This is a genomic window from Actinoplanes sp. NPDC021490, assembly GCF_055562135.1.
The window spans coordinates 46577-71085 of the sequence record NZ_JBVHFW010000017.1 but is presented as its reverse complement, the minus strand read 5'-3'; the positions used below and the strand labels follow the sequence as shown (position 1 = coordinate 71085).

Here is a 24509-nt window from a genome sequence, read left to right as displayed (position 1 = left end):
CAGCGGCCTCATGATCGGCCGTAGGCCCGGATCACGGTCTGCTCGACCGAGTTGCCGGACTTGTCGGAGGCGGTCACCCGCAACGACACCGGACCGCGCCCGGGCGGCACGAGGACCGTCGAGCCGATCATGGCGGCCGGTTTCCAGGTGACCCCGTCGTCGGCCGAGGTGGCGACCGAGATCCGCCGGGCGCCGGGCACCTTGACGGTCAGGAGCGGTCCCAGCCCGTACGAGGCCTGGAGCAGCGGAAGCGTCCCGTCGGCGCGCGACGTGAAGGTCCACGAGGTCGACGTCGACGTGCCGTAGAGCCAGTCGTCGCCGCCGCGGGTGGTGGCCATGTCGAGGCGATAGGTGGCCGGGCCGGCCGGCACTGTCACGTCCTGCCAGCCGTTCGGCAGTTCGGTCACGAGCGTGCCGTTGCGGAACAGCCGGGCCCCGGAGTCCGTGACGAGATAGTGCCGGTCGCTGCTGTCCACGAAGGAGGCCATCCGCAGCTTCAGAGTATTGCCGGTGCGGGTGCCGGCGTGCCCCGACGGCGTGGCCGGCCGCACGACCGGCGCGTACCAGGTCTCCGATGACGAGCCGGCCCGGGCGTACGAGATCGGATCCTCGGCGATGCCACCCTGCAAGCTGCCACCCAGGTTGCTCCACGGGAACTGGTGGTGAACCTGGTGCTGCCACACCGTGTCACCGGTCGACACCCACTCCTCACGGACCGTCGGCGTACGCACGTCGCGCTGCGTGTCGTTCCACGAGTACTCCTGATACGGCCGCCACCCGAAGCGCTGCTCGCGGATCCAGTCGAAGCCGCCGTTGTCCGCGTACCGCGAGCTGATCCGGTACGAGTTGGCCGCCGTCACCCTGTGCACGATCCCGCTCGGCACCCGGTCCTTGGAGACCTGGAAGACGTCGTACAGGTAGGGGCTGTTGGTCGTCAGCGTGAGCGAGATGCTCGCACCGGGCCGGGCCGCGCGGGTCAGGATCCGCTGCCCGTCGTCGTAGGCCACCAGCGCTGTCGGAATCGGCGTGCGCGCCTCGCTGCTCGGGTCCCAGGGCTGCCAGGCACTGCGGTCGGCGGGCAGCACGACCAGGGCCACCGCCGCTCCGGCCGCGGCCGCCGCCTGCGAAGCCTCGTCCGGGTTGTCCGACTCGATCAGCACCGCCTTGCCGCGCACCTTCCCGCCGAGGCCCCTGACCAGATCAAAACGGCGAGTTCCCTCGTACGCCGGCGAGTTGACGACCAGATTGATGTCGAGCTCGCCGGTCACGCCCGGGATGTCCGCCTGCACCAGCGGGGCCACGAGCTGCCAGCGCGAGGAGAACTCGTAGCGGCCCTTGCGCAGCTTCGCGGTCGGCGTCACGTTGATCTTCTGGACCGCGCTGAAGTTCATGAAGCCGTTGATGATCCCCCGGCCGCTGCCGGTGACCCGGTGCACGTAGTAGCTCTCCACCGTCCGCTGCTCGGCCGGCCTGGGCGTCTCGATCCGGATCGGCCGGGCCGTGCGGGCGTCGAGCAGCACGGTCAGGTCCCGGTCGACCTTCAGCTCGGGGATGGTGACCAGGGTGTCCTGCTCGTCCAGGGGCGCGCCGTCCGGGATCGTGGCGTCGACCAGATAGTCGCCCTCGGCCAGCTGGAACGTCTTGGTCTCGCCGGTCATCAGGAAGTCGAGCACGTCGAACCGGCGGTCGTCGCCGAACACCTGCAGCGCGGGCACGCTCGCGGGCCGGCCGGACCGGTCGACGGCCTTGAACGTCACGAGGTGCCGCTCGCGGTCGAGCGTGCCGCCGAGCGCGGTCGTCACCAGCACCCCGCCGGGCCCGGTCGCGGTCAGCCAGCCGCTGAGCTGTCCGGGTTCGACGTGCGGCAGATCCCAGGTGAGGGTGACGCCGGCGCGGCCACCGGCGGGCACGGTCAGCGTCGCGGCCGAGGCGGTGATCTGCGGCAGCGAGGACCGCAGGGTCAGCGTCACCGGCGCCGGGCCCGTGTTGGTGTAGGTCACCGTGCGGGTCACGGCCGGATCGCCGAGCGCGTGCAGCCCGAAGTCGGCCACCCCCGTGCCCGAGAGGTCCGACCCGACGGCCCGCGCGAGGTCGACCCGGCCCGCGCCCTGCGCATAGACCGGCGTGTTCGCCGTCGTCACGGCCGTGCTGACCAGCTCGTCCTTGATCTGGGAGCCGGTCCAGCCCGGGTGCTGCTGGGCCACGATCGCGGCCGCCCCGGCCACGTGCGGCGTGGCCATCGAGGTGCCGGACGCGGCGGTGTAGAGCTCGTCGACCGGATCGCCCATCGTGGTGCCGGCGGCCCGGGCGGCCACGATGCCGACGCCGGGCGCGGTGATCTCGGGTTTGAGCCCCTCGTCGCCGAGGCGCGGGCCGCGGCTGGAGAAGTCGGCCATCCGATTGTCGCGGTCGACCGCGCCGACGGTCAGGGCGCTCGGGGCCGCGCCGGGCGTGCCCACGCTGTAGTCGGCGCCCTCGTTGCCCGCGGCCACCACGAACAGCGCGCCGGTGGAGGCGCTGAGCTCGTCGACCGCGGCGCTCATCGGGTCGGTGCCGTCGGTCGCGCCGCCGCCCAGGCTCATGTTGACGACCTTGGCCCCGGAGCTCGTGGCCCACTCCATGCCCGAGATGATCCCGGACTCGTAGCCGGAGCCGCTGTCGTCGAGCACCTTGCCGATCAGCAGTTTCGCGCCCGGGGCGACGCCCTTGCGGGTGCCGTTCGAACCCGCGCCCGAGCCGGCGACCGTGGCCGCCACGTGGGTGCCGTGCCCGAAGTGGTCGGCGGTGTCGGGGCTGCCGCTGAAGTCGCGGGCCTCGGCGATGCGCCCGGCCAGGTCGGGGTGGTTCTGGTCGGCGCCGGTGTCGAGCACGGCCACCGTCACGCCGCGGCCGTCCAGCCCAGCCTTCCAGGCCGCGGGCGCGCCGATCTGCGCGGTGCTGCGGTCGAGCGCCGGCTTGACCCGGCCGTCGAGCCAGATCCGGTCGGTGGTCGCGGTCCGTGCTCCGCTTCCCGCCGCGGCTTGCGTACGCCAGAAGCCCGCGAGCGAATCCTTGCCGGCACGCACGGCCACGGCCCCGAGGCTGGGCAGCGCGGTGCCGGACGAGGCGCCGAGCGTACGGGCCGCGGTGTTGCCCTGAGCCGACTTGACGATCAGCGGAAGCGTGTCGCGGGCGGCATCGCCGTAGCCCTGGTCGATCAGCCGCTGGACGTCGAAGAGCTCGGCGTCGACGCGCCCGGCGGCCAGCAGCGGCACGGCGTCGGCCGGCACGACCCGTACGCCGTCCTTGGTTTCGACGGTCGAGAACGACATGCGCTCGCGTCCGGGTCCCGGCCGCACCGACGCCGCCACCCGCCCGTCGCCCGAAGGCACGAGCTGGACGACATCGCCGGTGATCAGCGTGATCGCCTGGGCGGTCTTCGGTGCGGCCGGGGTGGCCGCGGCGGCGGGACCTGGCGGGGTCACGGCGACGCTGCCGGCTCCGATCAGGAGTCCGGCCGCCAGAGCCCCGGTCAGGCGTTTCGATGGTCTCAAGGCCGACTCCCTCACGTTCGCGGTGAACGCATTCTGAAGTCGGTCGATGTGCGGCCGGGAGATGTTCGCCGTGCCGCAGAGGCGACATGGCGCGATGTGGACAGCCGTCGATTTCAGCCGAGTGTCCGGGCTGTTGCCTTCGCCTCCTCGAGCGTGGTGAAGCCCTCCAGCCGGTACGTCACCAGTTCCTTCTCCCAGATCAGCGTGGGCGTGGCGAGCCGGGCGGTGGCGGTGCGGTCCGTGCCGGTCCGGTCGACGTAGGTCAGCGTGTGCGGCTGGGCCAGCCAGATGGCCATGTCCCCGTTCACGTCGGTCCACTCGGCCTGCGGCGCCTGCTTGAAGAACACGCCGGCCGAGCCCGCGAACTGGTCGAAGCGCACGGCGCCGCCCCGATAGACGGCGCTGACCACCCGGGGCACGCCGTTGTCGTCGGGGTCGGCCAGTTCGACGCGTTCGGGCGGGCCGAGCGCGGACGGCAACTTGACGGTGAACGGCGCCCGCTGCCGGGCCTGCTCCAGCGTGACCGCGCCGGACGAGGGCAACGGGCTCGGCGCCGGGGCGGGCGGCGCGGGCTGGGCCGAGCGGCGCACCTCGATGCCGGCCACCTGGAGCACCTGGACGACCGCGTCGACGACCGCGGCGCGCGCGGGTTCGACGGCGGTCACGGTCACGGCCAGGGCGGCCAGCGCCGAGGCCAGATAGATCCGCCACCGCCGTCCGCGTACGGGAACGGAGAGCCGGGAACGCACGGCGGCGCGCTGGTCGGCCGCCTCGGGCACGGCCAGGAAGGGGTCGAGGTCGCGCAGTTCGGCGATCAGGTCGTCGTGGTGGTCAGGCACCGGGCACCTCCTCGCGCAGGTGCTCGCGCAGCCGGGTCAGGGCCCGCGCGGTACGCGACTTCACGGTTCCCTTGGGCACGCCCAGCGCCGCCGCCGTCTCCTGTTCGCTGAGGTCGAGCAGGTAGCGGCAGACCAGCACGTCGCGGTCGCGCGGGCCGAGCAGCCGAAGCCGGTCGACGAGGCGTTCGCGGCGCTCGCGGGCCATCACGGTGTCGGCCGGGTCGGGCTCGTCGGGCCGCGGCTCGGAGGCGGTGGCCGCGCGCAGGGCCAGCCCGTCCCGGCGGCGGCGCGACCGGTGCAGGTTGCGGGTCTCGTTGGCCACGATGGCCAGCAGCCACGGGCGGAAGCCGGATTCGCCGCGGTAGCGCGACAACTGCCGGTACGCCTTCACCAGCGCCTCCTGCACCACATCGTCGGCGTCGTCGCCCGCGCCGAGCAGCACCGCGGCCCGGTGCGCGGCCACGGTGTAGCGGGCGACGAGGACCTCGTACGCCCCCAGATCGCCTGCCCGTGCCCGGCTCACCGCCGTGGCGTCGTCGATTTCGATGGTGTCTCTCAGCCTGAGCTCCTGTGGTCGCACCGACACTGCACTGACACCGGCCGCGGGAAAAGGGTTCCCGGAACCTGTCGCGGATTCGTGGTGTCTCCCAGGCATGACCACACGCCGCTCGTTCCTCACCCTGTCCGGTGGCGTGCTCGCCGCCTCGGCCCTGGCCGGTTGCCGCGAGCCCCGGGCCGCCGCCGCCGTGACCTCGACGGTCCCGGACGTGCTGCTGGCCGGAAGCCGCAACGGCATCCTGCGGCTTGCGGGCGCGGAGATGCGGCCTCTCGGCGCCCGGTCGGTGCTGAGCCGGGACGGCGCGATCGCCTACGTCGCCGACGGCGCCGGCCTGACCCGGGTGGACGCGGCGACCGGGGCACCCCTCCAAAAGGAGTCGATCGGGGGTGGATGGGTGCCCCGGGTGGTCGCCGAGTCCGGCAACGCGTGTGTGCTGGCCCCCACCGCCTCGGCCGACCCGCCCGCCGGCCGCGCGACGTCACCGCTGCTGGTCGTCGATCCGGGCGGGCCGCGAAAGTTCACCCTGCCCGGCTGTGTCGAGCCGGACGCCTTCACGACCGACGGCCAGGGTCTCTTCGTGCTCGACTGGCTTCCGGCCGCGAAGCCCGACCACTACCGCGTACGGCTGCTGGACCTTCACGACGGCCGGGTCGGTCCGCTGCTCACGCGGGACAAGCGGCCCGTTCCCGAGGGCGCCGAGGAGCAGATGCGCGGCCGGGGCCGGCAGGCGGTGTATTCGGCCGCCCGGCAGACGCTCTACACGCTCTACACCCACCAGCCCGGGCACCAGCACACCCGCAACCTGCTCAACGGCACCCGCAGCCACGTGCACGCGTTCGTCCACGTGCTGCAGCTCGCCGAGCGGTGGGCGTACTGCCTGGATCTGCCCGATCCGTTCGGGCGGGGGCCGGCCGAGGGGCACGCGCTGGCCGTCGACGCGCAGCGGATCGCCGTGCTGGACACCGCTTCCGGGTCGATCGCGCTGGCCGGCGCCGAGACGCTGGCCATCGACCGGGTCGCCCGGATCCCGGCAGGCCGGGGCGCGGCGAGCCTGGCCTTCGGGGCCCGGCTCTTCGCGGCCGACGGCGCGACCGTGCGGGTGCTCGAGGGCGACCGTCCGGTGGGCTCGTGGACCCTGCCGGCCGCGGCCCGCGGTCTGCGCCTGAGCCGGGACGGGGCCCGGCTCTACGCCGGCGGCGACGACGAGGTGGTCTGGCTCGACACGGCGTCCGGCTCGCTGCTGGGCCGGGCCCGGGCCGACAACTTGACCGCGGTACTTTCCGTTAGATGACCGAAAGTTACGGGCGATGCATTCTTCAAATGCCTTCTGATAAGGCGAAACTTTCCGGAAGTACACGGTTGACTCACCCTGGACGTGCTCCCAAGAATGGGGGTCACAACGACGTACGTCGATCGCGTAGTGCCGCCACCGGCGCCGCGCTCCCCCGACCACGACGAAGGTGAATCCCCGTGACCAGATGGATCCGTCCTCGATCCCTGCTCCTCACCACCGCGGCCGCGCTGCTGGCCGGCGTGGGCGCGGTCGCTTTGGCCGCCCCGCCGGCCCAGGCGGCCAGTTGCCAGAACGGCTACGTCGGCCTGACCTACGACGACGGGCCCAATCCGAGCACCACCACGCAGCTGCTGAACACGTTGCGCAGCAACGGATTGCGGGCCACGATGTTCAACACCGGGCAGAACGCGGCGGCCAATCCCGGCCTCGTCGCGGCCCAGGTCTCGGCGGGCATGTGGGTCGGCAACCACAGCTACACCCACCCGCACATGCTCAATCTGAGCCAGGCCGACATGTCCTCCGAGCTGTCGCGCACCCAGACGGCGATCCGCAACGGGGGCGGCGGCACCCCGACGATCTTCCGGCCTCCGTACGGGGAAACCAACGGGACCCTGCAGTCGGCCGCCTCGGCGCTCGGGCTGCGCACGGTGACCTGGGACGTCGATTCGCAGGACTGGAACGGCGCCAGCACCGCGCAGATCGTGCAGGCGGCGTCGAGGCTGACCAACGGGCAGCTGATCCTGATGCACGACAACTACGCGACCACCATCGCGGCGATCCCGCAGATCGCGTCCGGCCTGGCCCAGCGCGGCCTGTGCGCCGGCATGATCTCGTCGTCCACCGGCCGGGCCGTCGCGCCCTCGGGCGGTTCCGGCCCGACCACACCCCCGCCGACCACTCCCCCGCCGACCGGTGGCGGGTCCTGCACCACCACGTACACCGCCGGGCAGCAGTGGTCGGACCGCTTCAACGGCTCGATCGCGGTGAGCGGCGCGAGCAACTGGGTCGTCACCGTCACCCTGCGCTCGCCGCAGCGCGTCATCGCGACCTGGAACGCGTCGGTGAGCTACGACAGCACCGGCCTGGTGATGACCGCGCGACCCAACGGCAGCGGCAACACGTTCGGTCTCACCATCCAGCACGGCGGCAACTGGACGTGGCCGTCGCTTTCCTGCCGTACGGCCTGACGTCAGTCGATGCGCCGGGCCGGACTTCTGCTTGTTAGAGTCCGGCCCGTGCGCCGCCTGCTGATCACCTTCCTCGCCGTTTTCGCGCTGCTCGGCCTGACCGGCTGCGGCCTGTTCGACGGCGAGGAGGACAAGAAGGACAAGAAGATCGAGAAGCTGCTGGGCGAGGACCCGGTGTTCTCGGTGTTCCTCCGCCACGACGTCACCGCCGCGCAGAAGACGAACATCGAGAGCTACCTGGGCGGGCTGGCGGACCTCAAGGAACTGCAGTTCGAGACCCGCGCCGAGGCGTACAAGCGCTTCCTGGATCTCTGGTCCGACGACCCGGAGTTCGTCGAGTCGGTGACCGAGGATTCGCTGCCCGAGTCGTATCGGGTGCACATGCGCTCGGTCGACGCGGTGCGCGCGGTGCGCGACGGCACCGACATGGCCAACATCAAGAACCTGCCGGGCGTCCAGGACGCCGTCGTCGGCTGTCTCACCACCGACGAATGCCGGGAGCTGCTCAAGAAGGTTCCGCAATGATCTTCGGAGTGGCGAATCGGGTTTTTGCCCCCAAATCCGTACATTAACGACATGGCAACGAACTCACTCCGCGGCGTTCTGCTGCGGGCGTTGCCTCTGCTCCTGCTGCTGACGCTGGGCCTGACCGCGCCGCAGACGACATCACAGGTGCTTTCGTCCGCGGGCGTGGGCCACAGCGCCTCCGCCACACCGGATTCCACAGCCGACACTCACGTCGAAGAGGCCGAGCCGGCCGTTTCCCGTACGCCGGGCGCCGTCGCCGACCGCACCCGGGCCCTCACCGCGCAGCGCGCCGCCGGAGTCACCGGCTCCCGCGCCCCGCCGTTCGTTCTCGCCTGATCACGCGCTGACGGCCGTCCGGCCGCCCGTGGTCGCCGCTCGCGCCGTCCCGCTGAGATGGACCGCGCGCACCTTCATTTCGACGCGGACAGGACGACCTGGCGATGAACGTTGTTGCGGAAATGCTGCTGACCACCCCGGCCCCGGCCGCCATCTGGGCCACCCTGTGGATCCTCACCCTGCCCGCCGTGCTGGTGCTGGCCAGCCCCGAGGCGATGCGCAACCCGGGCCAGGCGCTGCGGTCGCTGGCCCGGTTCCTGCGGCTGCCGGGCGGCCGGGGCGAGCGGATCCGCGAGACCGCCCTCGAGGCGCTGGCCGCCACCCAGTTCGCCGAGGAGGTGCGGGTCGCCGCCGACCGGGCCGCGCTGGCCGCCGAGCGGTGGCACGAGCGGTGGGAGACGGCCACCGACGAGGTGACCGAGGCCTGGCAGGCCTGGCTCGACGCGGACGCCCGGCTGCGGGTGCGGCGGGCGGCGGCGGTCTTCGGCACGCCGTGGAGCGCGCAGACCCCGACCGAGTACGCGGCCCGCGAGCGCTTCCTGCACAAGGCGGTGCGCACCGCGGCCGACAACGGCTGGCTGCCGGCCGCCGCGGTCGCCGACGCGCTGGCCGGCCGGGCCGGGTGGGACGCCCGGCTGCACCCGCTGGAGCAGGAGCTGGTGGTCTTCCGGGCCGCGGCCGGCCACCTGCGGGACCGCTACGAGCGGGCCGTCGCGGCCGAGGCCACCGCCCGGCACGACGCCACGCTGGCCCGCCGGACCAGCGACAGCCTGCGGCAGGAGTCCTGGATCGCGGCCGGCCGGGCCGCCGAGCTGCGCCGCCAGGTGCCGGCGCGCATGTCGATCACCGCGGCCGCGAGCGAGCCAGCGGTGGCGGCGATCTGGCACTAGGGTGCCGCTTATGGCCACGCACTGGACGCTCGGCGGGGACGCCTCCGATCCGCATCGGCTGGCCGCCTTCTGGGCGCAGGCCCTGGGCTACGTGCCCGAGGAGGGTTACGACGAGCCCGACGGCGCCTCGATCGTCGACCCCGAGGGCCGCGGCCCGGCGATCAGTTTCCTGCGGGTGCCCGAGGTCAAGACCACGAAGAATCGGGTGCACATCGACATCCGGGTGGCCGGCGAGCCTCCGTGGGATGCCGGCGACCGCGCCCGCCTGATCCGCGCCAAGGTGGCCGAGCTGGTCGCCGCGGGCGCGAGCGAGATCCGCACCGAGCACTACGGCGACCAGCTGGGACACGTGCTCATGCTCGACCCCGAGGGCAACGAGTTCTGCGTCGCCTGAGGCCGCCCGGGGTCAGGGCCGGGTGAGCAGGCAGCCCGACTTGTTCAGGTCGATCGTGCGGGTGGCGCTCAGACACGTTGTGAACCAATAGGTCTGCTCGCCGTAGCTCTGCCCCTGGGAAACCGTGATTGTGCCGTCAGCGGCCACCTCACAGGGGTTGTTGACCGTGCAGCGCTCGCCGTCGTCGTTGCCGGTGTTGTTGATCCCGACGATCTGACCGCTCGAGGCGCTGACGATGGGCGAGCCCGACGTGCCGTGGATGGTGTCGCAGGCGGTGTCGTACCGGATCGAGTCGCGCCAGGTCCACTCCCCCTCACGCAGCTGCGGGACGAAGGCGTCGATCTTGCAGTTCCAGATCCGCTTCCAGTAGCTCGACGGGATCGCGATGGCGGCGCCGGCGGCCGGGCGGCTGCTCGCGATGGTCAGCGCGGTCGCGCCGTACCGGCTCTGCAGCGTGGCAAAGGTGCTGGTCAGGCGGTAGAGCGCGACGTCCGTGCCGGTCATCGTGGCGTAGAGCACGCGGTCGGCGCGGACGGTTCCGAGCGACCCGCCGGTGCTGTTGAGCAGCGTGCCCGAGCGGGACGAGGTGCGGTTCTGCAGCACCTGCCCGGCGCTCAGGAAGCCGCCCTCGTAGCAGTGGCCGTTGGTCAGCATCATGGCTCGATCGCTGCTCACCGAGGACGGGTAGCGCACCAGCGAGGCCGAGCAGTTGCTCAGCGCGATGGTGTTGGCGAGGGTGGTGGCGGCGACCGCCTGGGCCGGTGCTGCCACGAGGCCGGTGATGCCGGCGATCGCGGCGGCGGCGGTGACGAGGAACCGTCGTACGCGCATGGGGTTGTCCCTTCTGGTACCTGACGACGCCCGTACCCTCGCACCGCTAAAAATTGATGTCAATCAATAACATTGGGGTCATACCTACGGTCTGTTGTGCGGCCGGGCCGGACGGGCCACGATGGACCCTTCCATCGGCCGAGGCGGGGAGCGCGATCATGGGCACGGCCCGGAAGTTCAGCAAGGTCCTGCACTCCGAGCTCGACGTGCACGCGGCCTGGATGCCGGTGACCAACACCTTTGCGCTGGGCGACTACGGCGCGGTCAGCGACGGCGTCTTCGTCAAGATGGGCAACATCGCCGAATACGGTGTCTCGTTCGTGCCCGCGGCGGGGGCGCCGGCCAAGCTGCGCTTCCGTTCCGACGGCACGCGCGTCACTCGATTCGTGGCCGGCGCCGAGGTGCCGAACATCCCGATGGTCGACCTCGAGGCGTCGATCCGCATCGAGTTCTCCACAAAGGACTCGTTCTACATCGACGCGCCCGTGCTGGCCGTCAAGTCCATCGAGGACGTTGCCAAAGTCGGTGCGGCGCTTCGAAATGCCGAGGGTTGGCGCCGTAAATACCGGGTGGTGTTCTCGACGTACGCCGCTCAGGGCTGCACGATCATCTCGTCGCGCGAGGCGAACTCCGCGTTCGAGCTGAGCGCCACGGCCGACGTGCTGCACCTGCTCGAGCTGGGCCAGGCACAGGGCGGCATCACGCTCTCGGGCGAGCGGGCGGCCGGACTCGAGGTGATCGGCGCGTCCGGGGTGGTCGGGCTGCGGCTGTTCAAGCTACGGATGTTCACCGGCGGCACCGACGTGCTGCGTGCGGGCGACGCGGACGAGCAGGTGGAGTTCGAGACCGGCGACGAGCTGGAGGACGACGTCTGAGATGCGCTCCGAGCTGATCGAGTTCTTCCGCTTCGACGACCAGGACTCGGGCATGCTGCGCCGGGGCGACCGGTTCCTGCGGGCCCGGGGCAACGAGCCGGTCACCGAGGTGCGCATCCCGATCGGCCACGGCGAGTTCCTGCGCCGGCTCGACCACCTGCGCTACGCCGTCGAACACGACGAGGGCCGCCGCGACGAAGCATTGAAGGAGCTGTCCCGCGCGGTCAGCGAGGTGCTGGGCCGCTGCGAGGCCGGCGACGAGCCGGTGCAGATCGACCTGGTCACCAACGCGGCCGAGCTGAGCGCGCTGCCGTTCGAGCTGGCCGTGGACGGGCACGGCCGGCCCGTCTTCGCCACCTCGGACCCGCCGCTCGTGCTGACCCGCCGGGTGCGCACCGGCATCCACGGCGAACGCCCGATCTGGTGGTCGAAGCCCCGGGTGCTGCTCGCCGCCGCCTCCCCGGTCGGCGCGGGCCGGCCGGTGCCGCTCGAGGCGCACCGGGCGGCCCTGCGCGACGCGCTCAAACCGTGGAGCGAGCCGCTGCCGATCCCCGGGCTGGCCGACGCGGTGCGCGACAGCCGCCGCATGCTCACCACGATCGACCGGGCCAGTCTGAGCCGCATCCGGGACACCGCCCGGGCCGCCGCGGCCGAGGGACGGCCCTACACCCACCTGCACGTCCTCGCCCACGGCTGCGACGTCGGGGACCGCTTCGAGCCCGCGTTCGGCGTCGCGCTGTTCGACGACGACGACCGTACGATGGCGCAGGTCACGCCGGACATGCTGCGCGACGTCCTGCAGTCGGTCGAGCCGGGCCCGGTCGTCGTGACGCTCGCGGTCTGCGACGGCGGCAACGAGTCGAACAGCGTCACCGGCGGCGGCAGCCTCGCCCACGCGCTGCACGTCTCGGGTGTGCCGGTCGTGCTGGCCTCGCAGTTCCCGCTGACCTTCGCCGGGTCCAACACCTTCGCGCGCAGCTTCTACGACCTGCTGCTGAGCGGGGCCGACGTGCGCCAGGCGCTGCACGAGGCGCGCGTCCGGCTGCATCGCGAGGGCGGCGACACCGCGCACGACTGGGCCGGCCTGGTGGCGTACGTGCAACTGCCCGAGGACTATCAGGACCGGCTCTACGAGGTCGCCATGCAAGCCGGGATGGCGTCGTTGCGTACGGCTCAATTGTGGTCGGACCGCCTGGTCAACGAGGGCATCACCGATCCGGCGGCGTACGACACGGTCGCCGAGCAGCTGGGCTCGCGCATCGCGTCGCTGCAGGGCTACGTCGAGGGCACGGTGGCCGCGCCGGCCGAGGCGGCCCGGCTGGAAAATCTCGGCATCCTCGGCAGCGCGCAAAAGAGGTTCGCCGAGCTGGCGTTCCAGCGGGCCCGGCTGGGCGAGACCGGCGGCTGGGAGGTCGTGGCCCGCCAAGGGCTGGCCGAGGCCCGGCGGTGGTATCTGCAGGGCTTCACCGGCAACCTGTCCCAGCACTGGCACGGCGTGCAGGCACTGTCGCTGGAGGCGGCACTGACCGGCCGCATCGAGCGGGTCGGCCAGTGGTACGCCGCCCGCGAGGCGGCCGAGGCCGACGACGACGCCTGGGCGCCCGGATCGCTGGCCGAACTGCTGCTGCTGGCGCCGTTCGCCGGTCGCACCCGGACCCTCGACGAGGCCGAGGAACAGCTGGCCGAGCTGGTGGTGCGCACGCGGGCGCAGTGGCCGGCCGACGACCCGTTCCCGGTCGACTCCACGATCCGCCAGTTCGGCCGCTACCTGCGCTGGTGGACGACCGGGCACGGCTACTTCCCGGGCTCCGGCGGCGATCTGACCGCCGACGCGGCGCGGCTGCTGGAACGGCTCAGGGCGTTGTCGGGACCATCCAGTCGAGCACCGGGGTCCCCTGCAGCGTCACCAGAACGCACATGACCAGCAGCAAGGCGACGCTCCAGCCGACCACCCGGCGGAAGATGTCGCCCTCCTTGCCGGCCATGCCCACCGCCGAGGCCGCGATGGCCAGGTTCTGCGGGCTGATCATCTTGCCGAGCACCCCGCCCGAGGAGTTGGCCGCGGCCAGCAGCACGGGGTCGAGCCCGGCGTCGGCCGCGGTCTGCACCTGCAGGGCGCCGAAGAGCGCGTTGGCCGACGTGTCGGAGCCGGTCACGGCCACCCCGATCCAGCCCAGGATCGAGGAGAGGAACACGAAGAAGCCGCCGGCCTGGGCCAGGAACTCGCCCAGCGTGTTGGTCTGGCCCGACTGGTTGAGCACGTACGCGAGGGCCAGGACGGCCATCACCGTGACGATCGCGTGGCGCAGTTCGACGTACGTCCGGCCGTAGGCTCTGATCGCCTGGGCCGGGCCGACCCGCAGGATCACGGCGGTGAGGAGGCCGGCCAGGATCATCAGGGTGCCGGCGGCGGGCAGCCAGCCGAGCGTGAAGGTGGTGGAGGCCAGGGGCTTGCCACTGGCGCCGAGGATGTCGAGGCCGGGCCAGGCAAACGCGGTCGTCCACGGTTCCCGGGCCAGCGCCGACTTGATCGGGCCGAGGTTGGCGATCGAGAAGATCACGATGATGATCAGGTAGGGCGCGTAGGCCCGGGCCACGTCGGCCGCGGTGTCCCGGGGAGCCTCGGCCACGCGGACCGCGGACATTCCCTGGCTGGGCGACCCCGGAGCCGGTTCTTCTCGCGCGTGCCGGTCGCGTTCTTCGCGCGCGGACAAATCGGGCGACTCGGCCGGGCGCCAGAAGCGGAGCAGCAGCATGACGGCCGCGGCGGCCAGCAGGGCCGCGATGATGTCGGTCAGCGGCACCGAGATGAAGTTGGACGCGACGAACTGCGCGCCCGCGAAGACGACGCCGGCCACCAGCGCGACCGGCCAGGTCTGCCGCACGCCGCGTTTGCCGTCGATCACCGCCACCAGCACGAGCGGCACGACGACGGCCAGCACCGGGGTCTGCCGCCCGACCATCGCGCCCAGCGTGTCCGCGTTCAGCCGCGGGTCGTCGGCCGCGCCCGAGGTCACCGTGCCCAGCGTGGTGATCGGGGTGGCCAGCGCGCCGAACGCGACCGGGGCGGTGTTGGCGATCAGCGCCACGGCGGCGGCCTGGATGGGCCGGAAGCCCAGCGCCATCAGCATCACCACGGTCACGGCGACCGGCGTGCCGAAACCGGCCAGGGCCTCGAGCAGGGCGCCGAAGCAGAAGGCCACGATCACGGCCTGGATGCGCATGTCCGGGCTGACGCGTTCCATCGAGCGGCGCAGCACGTCGAAGTGGCCGCTGACGACGGTCAGGTTGTAGACCCAGATCGCGTTGATGACGATCCACAGGATCGGGAAGAAGCCGAACGCGGCACCCTCGGAGGCCGACAGCAGGGCCTGGCCGACCGGCATCGCATAGACGGCCACGGCGACGACGAGGGCCACGATCAGGGAGATCACCCCGGCCAGCCAGGCCCGCATGCGTACGGCGCCGAGCAGCACGAACAGGGTGAGCAGGGGCAGCACCGCGAAGATCGCGGAAACCGCGACGGAGTCCCCAACGGGATCGGTCACGATCTGAAACTGATCAAACATGATCGCCATCCAGGAGGATCAATGTTCGCCGGTCGAACCGTCATGGTCACCCCGATCGGCCGGGAGCGCATCTCGATCACCCAATACGGAAAACACTCACATTTAGGGTGTTAGGTCAGTACCTTCGGAGCGGTGAGGTCAGGATGAGCACGGGCGGTCAGCTCATGGCCCTCGTCGACCAGCTTCCCGCCGTGGTCTCGATGCGCGACGTGCAGGGCCGCTACCTGCTGGTCAACCGCGAATACGAACGCCTGACCGGGCTGCGGCGCGACCAGGTGCTCGGCCACACCGACCACGACCTGTTCCCCGGGCCGGTCGCCGACGAGCTGCGCGCCCACGACCTGGCCGCGATCGAGCGGGGCGAGCCCGTCCACGTCCCCGGCGCGAGCACGGTCACCTTCCCGCTCGCCGGCGAGGACGGGCAGGCGTACGCGGTCTGCGGGTTCTCGGCCGGCGACGGCACCCAGCATCGCCGGGCCGAGGAGCTGGACGCGCTCTCCTACTCCGTCTCGCACGACCTGCGCGCGCCGCTGCGCAGCCTCGCCGGTTTCAGCTCGATCCTGCTCGAGGAACACGCCGCCGGGCTGAGCGAAGAGGCACGCGGCTACCTCGAACGCATCCGCGCCAACGTCGAGCGGATGAGCGAGATGTTCGACGCGCTGCTCGAGCTGTCGCACGCGGACCGATCGAAGCTGCGCCGCGAGCGTACGGACGTCAGCGCCCTGGCCCGCGAGGTCGCCGCTGACCTGGCCGCCTGCGAACCCGGCCGGGCCGTGCGTTTCGACATCGCCGACGGCCTGGTCGCGTACGGCGATCCGAATCTGATCCGGCTGCTGCTGCAGAACCTGATGGGCAACGCGTTCAAGTTCACGTCCAAACGGGCGGAGGCGGTCATCTCGGTGTGCGCCGAGGGCGACGGTTTCGCGGTGCACGACAACGGCGCCGGCTTCGACATGCGCCACGCGCACCGGATGTTCGACCCGTTCCAGCGGCTGCACCCGGCGGGCGAGTTCGAGGGCACCGGCATCGGCCTGGCCATCGTGCAGCGCATCGTGGCCCGGCACGGCGGCCGCATCGACGCGACGGGCACGCCGGGGGCGGGTGCGGTCATCCGGTTCAGCCTCGGGTTGGAGCAGCGATGACTTTCGTGCTGGTCGTGGACGACAACGACGACGACGCCGTGCTGATCGGCCATTCGCTGACCCGCGCCGGCCTGCCGGTGCGCCTGACCCGCGAGGAGACCACGGAAGGCGTCGCCCGGGCACTCGCCGCGGGTCCGGTCGACGTGGTCATCTGCGATTACAACCTTCCCTCCGTACGGGCGGAAGATGTTCTCGCCCAGGTGCGCGCGCACGACTCCGCCATCCCGTTCCTGCTCGTTTCCGGCCAGGTCGGCGAGGAGGTGGCGGCCGACCTGATGCGCGCCGGGGCCCGCGACTTCGTGCTCAAGGACAGGCTGACCCGGCTCGCCCCGGCCGTGCAACGTGAACTGCACGAGGCCAATGAGCGGCGCGCGCATCGCCGGTCCGAGCAGGCGCTGCGGCTGCTGGCCGAACACGCGCACGACGTCATCTTCCGGTTCCGGCTGCGGCCCGACCCGGCGATGGAGTACGTCAGCTCGGCCGTGGAGTCGATCACCGGGCACGCGCCCGAGGAGTTCTACGCCGACCCGGCCCTGATCTTCCGCCTGGTCGAGCCGGACGATCGTCCCCTGCTGGAACACTCCTGGCAGTCCGAGCAGCCCGGCACCCTGACCGTCCGCTGGCGCCGGCGTACGGGCGGCCCGGCCTGGGTCGAGCAGCGGGCGAACGCGGTCACCGGCGCCGACGGCCGCCCGGTCGCGATCGAGGGCATCCTGCGCGACATCACCGAGCGGGTGCGCATGGAGGAGCAGCTGCGCCAGGCCGAACGCCTCGACTCGCTGGGCCGGCTGGCCGGCGGGATCGCCCACGACTTCAACAACATCCTGGCCGTCATCTCCGGCTACGGCGCGATGCTGACCGAGGAACTGGGCCCCGACCACGAGTTGCACGCCGACGCCCGGGCCATCGAACAGGCCGCCGCCCGGGGCAGCGGCCTCACCCGCCAGCTGCTCATCTTCAGCGGCCTGGAACCCTCCCGCCCCGAGCCGCTCGACCTGAACGCCGTGGCCACCGACATGCAGCGCCTGCTGACCCGGACCCTGGGCGACGACATCGAGCTGACCACCATGCTGTCGCTGGACCTGCCGCCCGTCACGATGGACCGCGGCAAGCTCGAACAGGTCATCATGAACGCCGCCATGAACGCCCGCTCGGCGATGCCCTCGGGCGGTCACCTGACCCTGACCACCTCGGTGATCCGCAACACCGGGCAGGTCTGTCTGTCCATTGCGGACGATGGTTGCGGCATGGAGGCGTCGGTGGCCGCGCGGGCCTTCGAGCCGTTCTTCACCACCAAGGGCCGGGGCAAGGGGACAGGGTTGGGCCTAGCCACCGCGTACGGCGTGATCACCGACGCCGGCGGCACGATCGCCCTGGACTCTGCGCCCGGCGCCGGCACCACCCTGCAGATCTGCCTGCCCCCGGCCGAATTGCGGTCGCGACCGTCCACTCTGGTCCGGCGCCGCGCGGCCGGCGGCCGGGTCCTGGTCGTCGAGGACGAGGACGGCGTACGCGACATCGTGTGCCGCATCCTGCGCCGGGCCGGCTACGAGGTGTCGGCGGCGGCCGACCCCGCGGCGGCCCTCAAGATGTGCCGCGAAGGCAACGTCGAGATGGACGTCCTGGTGACCGACATCATCATGCCCGGCATGTCGGGAACCCAGCTGGCCGCCGAGTTGCGCCGTTCCCGGCCGGACCTGCCGGTGCTGTTCATGTCCGGCTACACGAGCGGCGCGGCCCCCGGCGGCCAGGAACTGCCGGCCGACGCGCCGCTGCTGCACAAGCCCTTCCAGACCGACCATCTGCTGAGCGCCCTGAACCGGGTCATGTCCTGACCCGGCCGCCGCCGAGGCCGGCCTTCTCCGTGATCGTCGATACCCTGGCCGGCATGGCCATCGCCCGCTTGCCACTCTTTGCCGTCGACTGCCCCGATCCCGAGGCGCTTGCCCGGTTCTACGGCGCGCTGCTGGACTGGAAGATCGACGTTGTCTCCGCCGACCGGGCCGCGGTCTGTCCCGAGGACGGCCAGGGCATCGTTTTCCATCGGATTGCTGATTACGAGCCGCCGACGTGGCCGCATCAGACCCGGCCCAAGCAGATGCACATCGACATGCTCGTCGACGACCTCGACGCCGCCGAGGCGGCAGTGATCGATCTGGGTGGCAGCAGGCATCCGGATCAGCCCGGTACGTCGTACCGGGTCTTCCTCGACCCCGCCGGTCACCCCTTCTGCCTCTGCCTGGAGTGATTCAGGACAGGGGCCCGCGCACCTCGGCCAGAGGCCGTGAGAAAGCCGGCCGGGGCTCCCCAACCCCGGCCGGCGTCTCGTCACAGGCCGATCGTGGCCTGCGGGCCGGCGTACGTCTTGAGCAGGCTCGGGACGTTGGCGGCGGGGTCGAGGGTGTACGAGTAGAAGCTGCCCGGCGTGAAGGCGGACCCGTTGGTCTGCTGCTTGCCCGAACTGTTGACGACCACGCTGCCGCTCTGCTTGAGCTGGGCGGCCGACGTGTCGTTGTAGTACGGGTTGTTCACGTTGTCGAAGTAGCTGTTCTCGAGCACCAGCTTGGTGCCGCCGCGCGAGAGATTGCCGTACGACGAAATGTTCTGCAGATAGTTGTTGTAAAGGTGGGCATAGGCGACGTTGTCGACGCTCGGGTTGCGCTGATTGGTGTCGTGGATCCAGTTGTGGTGGATCGTCATCCGCGCGGTCACGTTGTCGGTCCAGCCGATTCCGAACGCCTTGTTGTTGCTGGAAAGGACGTTCCACGACACGGTCAGATAGGTCGTGTCCTTGCGGCTGTCGATCGAGCCGTCGTTCATCCGCGTGATGGTGTTGTGGTCGATCCAGATGTGGTCGGCCGTGTCCATCTGGATGCCGTCGTAGTCGTAGACCTTGTCGTCCGGGTCGTCGTCGGGCATCGCGGTGTCCCGGATGGTCAGGTTGCGGATGATGACGTTGCGCACGCCCTCGCCCAGGAAGAACCCTCCGCCGACGATGTGGCCGCTCGTGCCCACGCCCACGATCGTCTTGTTCGACTTGACCTTGAGCTCGGTTCCCTTGGGCGTGATGGTGACGGCGCCGGAGACCCTGATCACGTACGGCTCGGTGGCCGTGACGTACTTAGTGAGGTCCGCCTGGTTGCTGACCGTGACCGTCGTTCCGCCGGCGCCGCCCGTGGTGCCGCCGCCGGTGGCCGCGAACCCGTCCGGGGTGGACGGCCAGGTGCGGCCGCTGCCCGTCGGGGCCGGGGTGGCACCGGCCGCCGTGGTGAACCCCCACTGCTTGTTCGAGTTGGCGGTGCACGTCTCCTGGATGATCGCGGCGCCGGACGCGGTCGACGCGTCCTTGTCGCTGATGCACAGGCCGCTGCCGACGTTGATGATCTGGAACGTGCCGGCGCCGCTGGCGGCCAGCCGCCACTGCTGGTTGGTCTGCCCGCTCGCGCAGCCCCACTGCTGGAGCTGCACGCCGCTGCTGCCCGAACCGCCGGGCACGTCGATGCACTTGCCGCTGCCGACGTTCTGCAGCAGATAGTTGGAGCCGGTCGCGACCAGCTTGAACTGCTGCCAGGCGGCGCCGTCCGTGCAGCCCCACTGCTGGAGCAACGCGCCGTTGGCACCGCTCGCGCCGGGCACGTCGAGGCACTTGCCGCTCTTCGTGACGGCCAGGTAATAGGTGCCGCCGGCGACCGGCTGCACCGCGGCCTCGGACGGAAGAACCGAAACTCCGATGATCGCGGCGGGGATGATGGCGGCCAGCGCCGCGCCGATCTTCTTCTTCATGGTCTGCCCTCTCAACCGGCCGGGTTCCAGCCGTCACTGCCGGCCAGATATCTCTGCGGGGTGTAGTTGGCGGCCTGCGAGTCGCTGAGCTGCGGCCGGTTGCTGTTCTGGGTGGCGCCGGAACCGGTGTTCTTGTATTCGAGGAAGCGCGCGTTCTTCCACGAGTTGCCGGACATGTCGGTCCACGGCTGAGCGGTCTTGATCGTGGTGCTCAGGTTCGACTCGCGATACAGCACCTGCGCGTCCGGGCGCCAGGGCCGGCCGAGCTGCGTGACGTTGCCCGCCACGCCGGTGATCGTGCATTTGTAGAAGAGCAGCCCGTACGTCTTGGCGGCCTCGGTGCTGGCCGCGGTGATCGGGCCGCCGCTGGTGCGCTTCTCGTGGATCGTGCTGTTGTGGAAGACGGTCGTCGCGCCGCCGAAAATAAAATCGACAGTGCCTTCCACGTACGAGTTCCGGACGTACGAGCGGTTGCTGTTGACCAGGAACGTGTCCTGGTTGCCGAGGAAACGCACGTTGTCGAAGACCGACCGGTCGGCGTTCAGATTCACGGCGACGGCCTGGCTGCCCTCGCCGTAGTCGTTGGAGAACGTCAGGTTGGTCGCGGTGAAGTCGTGACCGTCCAGGAACGCGGTGGCGCTGCCCGAAGTGCCGTAACCGCCCGCGCTGCTCCGGTTGTTGACGATCACGGTCTGGCTCGCGCTCGCGCCGAGACCCTGGAGCGTCACGTACGGCTTGCCGGCCGGCACCGTGACGATCTCGCGGTAGGTGCCCGCCTTGATCGTGATGACCCGGCGCGTGGTGTTGCCGGCCGGGACGGCGTCGATCGCGGCCTGGATCGTCGAGTACTGACCGGTGCCGTCCTTGGCCACGGTGGCCGGGCCCGACGAGCCGACCGGCGCGAAGCTCCACTGTTTGTTGGAGTTGGCCGTGCACGTCTCCTGGATGATCGCAGCGCCGGACGTAGTGGACGCGTCCTTGTCGCTGATGCAGAGACCGCTGCCGACGTTGATGATCTGGAACGTGTTCGTCCCGCCTGCGGCCAGCCGCCACTGCTGGTTGGTCTGCCCGCTCGCACAGCCCCATTGCTGGAGCTGCACGCCGCTCGTGGCCGAGCCGCCGGGCACGTCGATGCACTTGTCGCTGCCGACGTTCTGCAGCAGGTAGTTGGAGCCGGCCGCGACGAGCCGGAACTGCTGCCAGCCGGCGCCGTCGGTGCAGCCCCACTGCTGAAGCAGGGCGCCGTTGGCGGCCGAGGCGCCGGGGACGTCGACGCACATGCCGCTCTTGGTCACTTTGAGCTGGTAGATGCCGCCGGTCGCGGGCAGGGTCGCCGCGCTGGACGGCAGGACGCTCCAGGCGATCGCGGCGGCGGGGACCGCGATCGCCAGGGCGGCGACGAGGAGGCGCCTTCCGAGGGGTAGTCCGGACAACCTCTTGTCCTCTCGCTGAGGGGGTTGCCGGGACGCGCTTCCTCGTCCCGGCATGTGGGAGCGCTCCCGAATGGTCACGCTGTGCTGTCGTCGCCGCGGGGAATCGGCGGCACCCTGGTAGATGCCTCAGCGGCGCCGCGACAACAAGAAACGCCCAGATTTCTTCTCTTTACAGCTCCCGGGCCCCGTGTCAGCATCGGGCCGCCCGCTTCGGAGCCGCTTGACATCCATGCTCGTGAATCAGTGCTTGTTGATCAGGGAGGCCAGTCGTGACGCAGAGTCAGATCACTCCCGATCTCGGGCACCTCGTGCGGGACGCGCAGGACGGCGACCTCGCGGCGCGCGACTCGCTCATCGCCGAACATCTGCCGCTCATCTACAACATCATCGGGCGCGCGCTGGACGGGCATCCGGACGTCGACGACCTGGTTCAGGAGACGATGCTGCGGGCGGTCCGCGGCCTCGACGGACTTCGCGAACCTGATCGGTTCCGGTCTTGGCTCGTCGCGATCGCCTACCGGCAGATCCAGTTGCACTTGCGGGCGCGCCGGAACACGCGCGTCCGGACACTGTCGTCACCGCTCGAGCTGCCCGACCCGGAGGGGGACTTCGCCGAGCGCACGACGGCCGAGCTCGTCGTCGCCGATCAGCGCCGGGAACTGCTCGAGGCCACCCGATGGCTCGACGACCAGGACCGCCGGTTGCTCGGGCTGTGGTGGCAGGAAGCGGCGGGCGAACTGACCCGTACGGAACTGGCCGCGGCGCTCGCCGTTCAGCCCAAGCACGCGGCCGTACGCGTCCAGCGGATGAAGGCGCAGCTCGACGCGGCCCGCGGCATCGTCCGGGCGTTGCGCGCGCGACCCCGCTGCCCCGATCTGATCGCGCAGGCCAAGCGGTGGAACGGGGTGGCCGGCCCGCTGTGGCGTAAACGGCTCGTCCGGCATGTACGGGAATGTCCGCAGTGCACGCTCGGCCGGGACGGCCTGGTCGCGCCCGAGGAACTGCTGCTGGGCATCGCCGCGCTGCCGGTGCCGGCCGCCCTCGCCGCCGGGATCCTCTCGTCGGCCAAGGTGACGTCCGCGTTGCTTCCGCACAAGCTGCTCGCCGTGGCGGCCGCGGCCTCCGTCGCGGTCGGGGGCGGGATCGTCTACGCCGTCCATCAGTCACCCCTGGAGGAACGGCCGATCGCGGTGGCGCCGCCGCCGGCCGTGGTGCGGCCATCGGCGCCCGGGGCCGTGGTTCGCAGCCGGGACGCCTCCGCCGCCCCCGGCCCGACGGCTCGGGCTGTGATCGGGACGGGGGTGCAGCGGGCGGACATCTTCGTGGCGCCGTCCGGGTCGGACCGCGCGGGGGACGGGTCGGCCGGGAAGCCGTACGGGACGCTCGAAAAAGCTGTTAAAGCGGTGAAGCCCGGGCAGACCATCGCGATGCGGGGCGGCGTGTATGCGCTCGAATCCGAGATCGAGATCGCCGTGGACGGCACCGCCGCGAAACGGATCACGGTGAGCAACTATCGCGACGAGCGACCGGTCATCGACGCTGCCGCCCTGCCGCCGGCCGACTGGGCCATCGATCAGACGGCGTCCTACTGGACCGTGCAAGGCCTGGAGATCAGAAACGCGCCGACCCATGCGTACGTGTGCTCGGGCTGCCGTTCGAACGTGTTCCAACGACTGATCATGCGGGACAACGCGCGCGCCGGAATGATGCTGCGCGACCCGGGCACCGTCGGCAACCAGGTGCTGGACAGCGACTTCACCGGCTCGGACGGCATCGGGCTGGGCCTGCAGTTCGGGTCGGGCGCGGGAAACGTGGTGCGCGGCAACCGGTTCTCCGGCAACGGGGCGTCCGGGCTGGACCTCAAGTTCGACAGCCCGGTGGTGGTCGAGCGCAACTGGTCCTACGACAACGGCGGAAACGGCTTCACACTGACCGGCTCGCCGGCGTCCCACCGCCTGCGGCACAACGCGGCCTGGGACAACGACGGCCACGGCTTCACCGACGACGGCTCCCCGACCCGGCAGCTGACCCTCATCAACAACACGGCGTTCCGCAATCGGGGCTCCGGTTTCGCCCTGCCCGGCGGGCCGGCCACCCTGCGGGCCAACGTGGCGGTGGACAATTCGGGCGACCCGGCCGGGGTGGCGGCGGGCTCGTCGGCCGCCGGGAACAGTTGGCAGGCTTCCGGGTGGGCGGCTGATCGCTTTCGGTCGGTCACTCCTCGCACCGCCGAGGGGGCGCGCACGCCCGAGGGCCGCCTGCCGGTTACGGACTTCCTCGTCACGGGCGGCGAGGCGGGCGCCTCGATGACCAGCGACTAGGGCTGGCGGGTCTGCGCCCTGCTGTGCTGGCGTCTGCGTTCGAGCCGGCGGTCGCGCCGTCAGGGTGGGCGCGCCCTCGCGGTGGACGCGCGGAACGGGTGCCGGAAACAGCGAAGGCCCGGTCACGAAGACCGAGCCTTTGCTTGCCTTGCGATGTTGGGGTGATCGACGGGACTTGAACCCGCGACCCCCTGGACCACAACCAGGTGCTCTACCAGCTGAGCTACGACCACCATCGCGCACGAGGACGCATCCCCGTGGTGCTGGACAATCATAGCCGCATGACGGCGGCCGCTGTCGAGCGGGTTCCCGGCACGGTCGGGTGACGCCGCCAACAGGCCTTCGTCAGCCGAAGCCGGCCCCTAGAGCTCGGCCGCGATCGCCTTGGCCGCCTCGACGTCCGGGCCGGGCAGCGGGACGAAGATCGCGCGGCGGTAGTACTCCAGCTCGCGGATGCTTTCGCGGATGTCGGCGAGCGCGCGGTGGGCCAGGCCCTTGGCGGGCTGCCCGAAATACACCCGCGGATACCACCGGCGGCACAGTTCCTTGATCGAGGAGACGTCGATCATGCGGTAGTGCAGGAACGAGTCGAGCGCCGGCATGTCGCGGGCCAGGAAACCGCGGTCGGTGGCGATCGAGTTGCCGCAGAGCGGGGCGGTGCGCGGGTTCGGGACGAATTCGCGCACGTACGCCAGCACGGCCTCTTCGGCCTCGGCCATCGTGATCGCCGAGGCGCGCACCTCGTTGGTCAGCCCCGATTTGGCATGCATGTCGCGCACCACGGGCGGCATCGCGTCGAGCGCCGCGTCGTCGGCGTGGATGACCAGGTCGATGCCCTCACCCAGCACATTGAGATTGGCATCGGTGACCAGCGCGGCAACCTCGATGAGCTTGTCCTTGCCCAGGTCGAGGCCCGTCATCTCACAGTCGATCCACACCAAATGATCAGCCACCCGGACAGCCTACGCCGCGACGGCATGGACCGCTGTCACCTC

General features: G+C 71.0%; 20 protein-coding genes and 1 tRNA gene. 12 read left to right on the top strand and 9 right to left on the bottom strand.

Annotated features, from left to right (window positions below; all coding sequences use genetic code 11):
* Positions 1-8 precede the first annotated feature (8 nt).
* The 3 genes from ACZ3I4_RS35335 to ACZ3I4_RS35325 form a co-directional block, all read right to left on the bottom strand.
* Entirely contained in the window at positions 9-3533 is a 3525-nt protein-coding gene (locus tag ACZ3I4_RS35335) for a S8 family peptidase (RefSeq protein WP_465386433.1), read from the bottom strand.
* Between the two features lie 113 nt (positions 3534-3646).
* On the bottom strand, positions 3647-4372 hold the full coding sequence (locus ACZ3I4_RS35330; protein WP_465386432.1) for a hypothetical protein: 726 nt from the start codon (positions 4370-4372) through the stop codon (positions 3647-3649).
* Positions 4365-4952 (bottom strand): RNA polymerase sigma factor, encoded by a 588-nt coding sequence (locus ACZ3I4_RS35325; protein WP_465386431.1) that lies wholly within the window; start codon positions 4950-4952, stop codon positions 4365-4367. Before ACZ3I4_RS35325 ends, ACZ3I4_RS35330 begins: the two co-directional genes overlap by 8 nt.
* Positions 4953-5025: 73 nt before the next feature.
* Between ACZ3I4_RS35325 and ACZ3I4_RS35320 the strand changes: the two genes are divergently transcribed.
* The 6 genes from ACZ3I4_RS35320 to ACZ3I4_RS35295 all read left to right on the top strand — a co-directional run bounded on the left by ACZ3I4_RS35320 (position 5026) and on the right by ACZ3I4_RS35295 (position 9560).
* A complete protein-coding gene (locus tag ACZ3I4_RS35320) occupies positions 5026-6222 on the top strand; it encodes a YncE family protein (protein ID WP_465386430.1) in 1197 nt (398 codons plus the stop codon).
* A gap of 179 nt (positions 6223-6401) precedes the next feature.
* Positions 6402-7412 carry a polysaccharide deacetylase family protein gene (locus ACZ3I4_RS35315; RefSeq protein ID WP_465386429.1) on the top strand — a complete coding sequence of 337 codons (1011 nt, stop codon included), beginning with the start codon at positions 6402-6404 and terminating at the stop codon, positions 7410-7412.
* A 48-nt stretch (positions 7413-7460) separates the two neighbouring features.
* Complete coding sequence (locus ACZ3I4_RS35310; protein ID WP_465386428.1) at positions 7461-7937, top strand: permease-like cell division protein FtsX; 477 nt, start codon at positions 7461-7463, stop codon at positions 7935-7937.
* A 51-nt stretch (positions 7938-7988) separates the two neighbouring features.
* Positions 7989-8276, top strand: a complete 288-nt coding sequence (locus ACZ3I4_RS35305) for a hypothetical protein (protein ID WP_465386427.1) — start codon at positions 7989-7991, stop codon at positions 8274-8276.
* Positions 8277-8380: 104 nt separating this feature from the next.
* A complete protein-coding gene (locus tag ACZ3I4_RS35300; RefSeq protein ID WP_465386426.1) occupies positions 8381-9166 on the top strand; it encodes a hypothetical protein in 786 nt (261 codons plus the stop codon).
* A gap of 10 nt (positions 9167-9176) precedes the next feature.
* A complete protein-coding gene (locus ACZ3I4_RS35295; RefSeq protein WP_465386425.1) occupies positions 9177-9560 on the top strand; it encodes a VOC family protein in 384 nt (127 codons plus the stop codon).
* A 12-nt stretch (positions 9561-9572) separates the two neighbouring features.
* On the opposite strand, the gene ACZ3I4_RS35290 is transcribed toward ACZ3I4_RS35295, so the two are convergent.
* Positions 9573-10391, bottom strand: coding sequence for a S1 family peptidase (locus ACZ3I4_RS35290; RefSeq protein ID WP_465386424.1), 819 nt, complete (start codon positions 10389-10391; stop codon positions 9573-9575).
* A gap of 158 nt (positions 10392-10549) precedes the next feature.
* On the opposite strand from ACZ3I4_RS35290, the gene ACZ3I4_RS35285 reads away from it, so the two are divergent.
* Both ACZ3I4_RS35285 and ACZ3I4_RS35280 read left to right on the top strand, forming a co-directional pair.
* Complete coding sequence (locus ACZ3I4_RS35285) at positions 10550-11266, top strand: hypothetical protein (protein ID WP_465386423.1); 717 nt, start codon at positions 10550-10552, stop codon at positions 11264-11266.
* 1 nt (position 11267) lies between these two features.
* Positions 11268-13187, top strand: a complete 1920-nt coding sequence (locus ACZ3I4_RS35280) for a CHAT domain-containing protein (RefSeq protein ID WP_465386422.1) — start codon at positions 11268-11270, stop codon at positions 13185-13187.
* Here ACZ3I4_RS35280 and ACZ3I4_RS35275 read toward each other — a convergent pair.
* Positions 13120-14844 carry an L-lactate permease gene (locus tag ACZ3I4_RS35275; protein WP_465386421.1) on the bottom strand — a complete coding sequence of 575 codons (1725 nt, stop codon included), beginning with the start codon at positions 14842-14844 and terminating at the stop codon, positions 13120-13122. The two genes, ACZ3I4_RS35280 and ACZ3I4_RS35275, sit on opposite strands and share 68 nt — an antisense overlap.
* A 134-nt stretch (positions 14845-14978) precedes the next feature.
* Between ACZ3I4_RS35275 and ACZ3I4_RS35270 the strand changes: the two genes are divergently transcribed.
* The 3 genes from ACZ3I4_RS35270 to ACZ3I4_RS35260 are packed head-to-tail and all read left to right on the top strand — an operon-like array spanning position 14979 to position 18225.
* Positions 14979-15977, top strand: a complete 999-nt coding sequence (locus ACZ3I4_RS35270; RefSeq protein WP_465386420.1) for a PAS domain-containing sensor histidine kinase — start codon at positions 14979-14981, stop codon at positions 15975-15977.
* Positions 15974-17812, top strand: a complete 1839-nt coding sequence (locus ACZ3I4_RS35265; RefSeq protein WP_465386419.1) for a hybrid sensor histidine kinase/response regulator — start codon at positions 15974-15976, stop codon at positions 17810-17812. The genes ACZ3I4_RS35270 and ACZ3I4_RS35265 overlap by 4 nt, the downstream gene beginning before the upstream one ends.
* Positions 17813-17865: 53 nt before the next feature.
* Positions 17866-18225, top strand: coding sequence for a VOC family protein (locus ACZ3I4_RS35260; RefSeq protein WP_465386418.1), 360 nt, complete (start codon positions 17866-17868; stop codon positions 18223-18225).
* Between the two features lie 80 nt (positions 18226-18305).
* Here ACZ3I4_RS35260 and ACZ3I4_RS35255 read toward each other — a convergent pair whose 3' ends face one another.
* On the bottom strand, positions 18306-19760 hold the full coding sequence (locus ACZ3I4_RS35255) for an RICIN domain-containing protein (RefSeq protein ID WP_465386417.1): 1455 nt from the start codon (positions 19758-19760) through the stop codon (positions 18306-18308).
* Positions 19761-19771: 11 nt separating this feature from the next.
* Positions 19772-21193, bottom strand: a complete 1422-nt coding sequence (locus ACZ3I4_RS35250) for a pectinesterase family protein (RefSeq protein ID WP_465386416.1) — start codon at positions 21191-21193, stop codon at positions 19772-19774.
* Between the two features lie 269 nt (positions 21194-21462).
* On the opposite strand from ACZ3I4_RS35250, the gene ACZ3I4_RS35245 reads away from it, so the two are divergent.
* Entirely contained in the window at positions 21463-23514 is a 2052-nt protein-coding gene (locus ACZ3I4_RS35245; RefSeq protein ID WP_465386415.1) for a sigma-70 family RNA polymerase sigma factor, read from the top strand.
* 157 nt (positions 23515-23671) lie between these two features.
* Here the strand turns inward: ACZ3I4_RS35245 and ACZ3I4_RS35240 are convergent.
* Positions 23672-23747: transfer RNA gene (locus tag ACZ3I4_RS35240), tRNA-His, on the bottom strand.
* 129 nt (positions 23748-23876) lie between these two features.
* Positions 23877-24467: an oligoribonuclease gene (gene orn / locus ACZ3I4_RS35235; RefSeq protein WP_465386414.1), complete on the bottom strand. Its 591-nt coding sequence runs from the start codon at positions 24465-24467 to the stop codon at positions 23877-23879.
* Between the last annotated feature and the right edge of the window lie 42 nt (positions 24468-24509).

Excerpts from the sequence above, each read along its gene's own strand:
- ACZ3I4_RS35265 (WP_465386419.1), top strand. The coding sequence starts at position 15,974 with ATGACTTTCGTGCTGGTCGTGGACGACAACGACGACGACGCCGTGCTG.
- ACZ3I4_RS35305 (WP_465386427.1), top strand. The coding sequence starts at position 7,989 with ATGGCAACGAACTCACTCCGCGGCGTTCTGCTGCGGGCGTTGCCTCTG.
- ACZ3I4_RS35295 (WP_465386425.1), top strand. The coding sequence starts at position 9,177 with ATGGCCACGCACTGGACGCTCGGCGGGGACGCCTCCGATCCGCATCGG.
- ACZ3I4_RS35285 (WP_465386423.1), top strand. The coding sequence starts at position 10,550 with ATGGGCACGGCCCGGAAGTTCAGCAAGGTCCTGCACTCCGAGCTCGAC.
- ACZ3I4_RS35290 (WP_465386424.1), bottom strand. The coding sequence starts at position 10,391 with ATGCGCGTACGACGGTTCCTCGTCACCGCCGCCGCCGCGATCGCCGGC.
- ACZ3I4_RS35260 (WP_465386418.1), top strand. The coding sequence starts at position 17,866 with ATGGCCATCGCCCGCTTGCCACTCTTTGCCGTCGACTGCCCCGATCCC.
- ACZ3I4_RS35255 (WP_465386417.1), bottom strand. The coding sequence starts at position 19,760 with ATGAAGAAGAAGATCGGCGCGGCGCTGGCCGCCATCATCCCCGCCGCG.
- ACZ3I4_RS35280 (WP_465386422.1), top strand. The coding sequence starts at position 11,268 with ATGCGCTCCGAGCTGATCGAGTTCTTCCGCTTCGACGACCAGGACTCG.
- ACZ3I4_RS35300 (WP_465386426.1), top strand. The coding sequence starts at position 8,381 with ATGAACGTTGTTGCGGAAATGCTGCTGACCACCCCGGCCCCGGCCGCC.
- ACZ3I4_RS35320 (WP_465386430.1), top strand. The coding sequence starts at position 5,026 with ATGACCACACGCCGCTCGTTCCTCACCCTGTCCGGTGGCGTGCTCGCC.
- ACZ3I4_RS35270 (WP_465386420.1), top strand. The coding sequence starts at position 14,979 with ATGAGCACGGGCGGTCAGCTCATGGCCCTCGTCGACCAGCTTCCCGCC.
- ACZ3I4_RS35275 (WP_465386421.1), bottom strand. The coding sequence starts at position 14,844 with ATGGCGATCATGTTTGATCAGTTTCAGATCGTGACCGATCCCGTTGGG.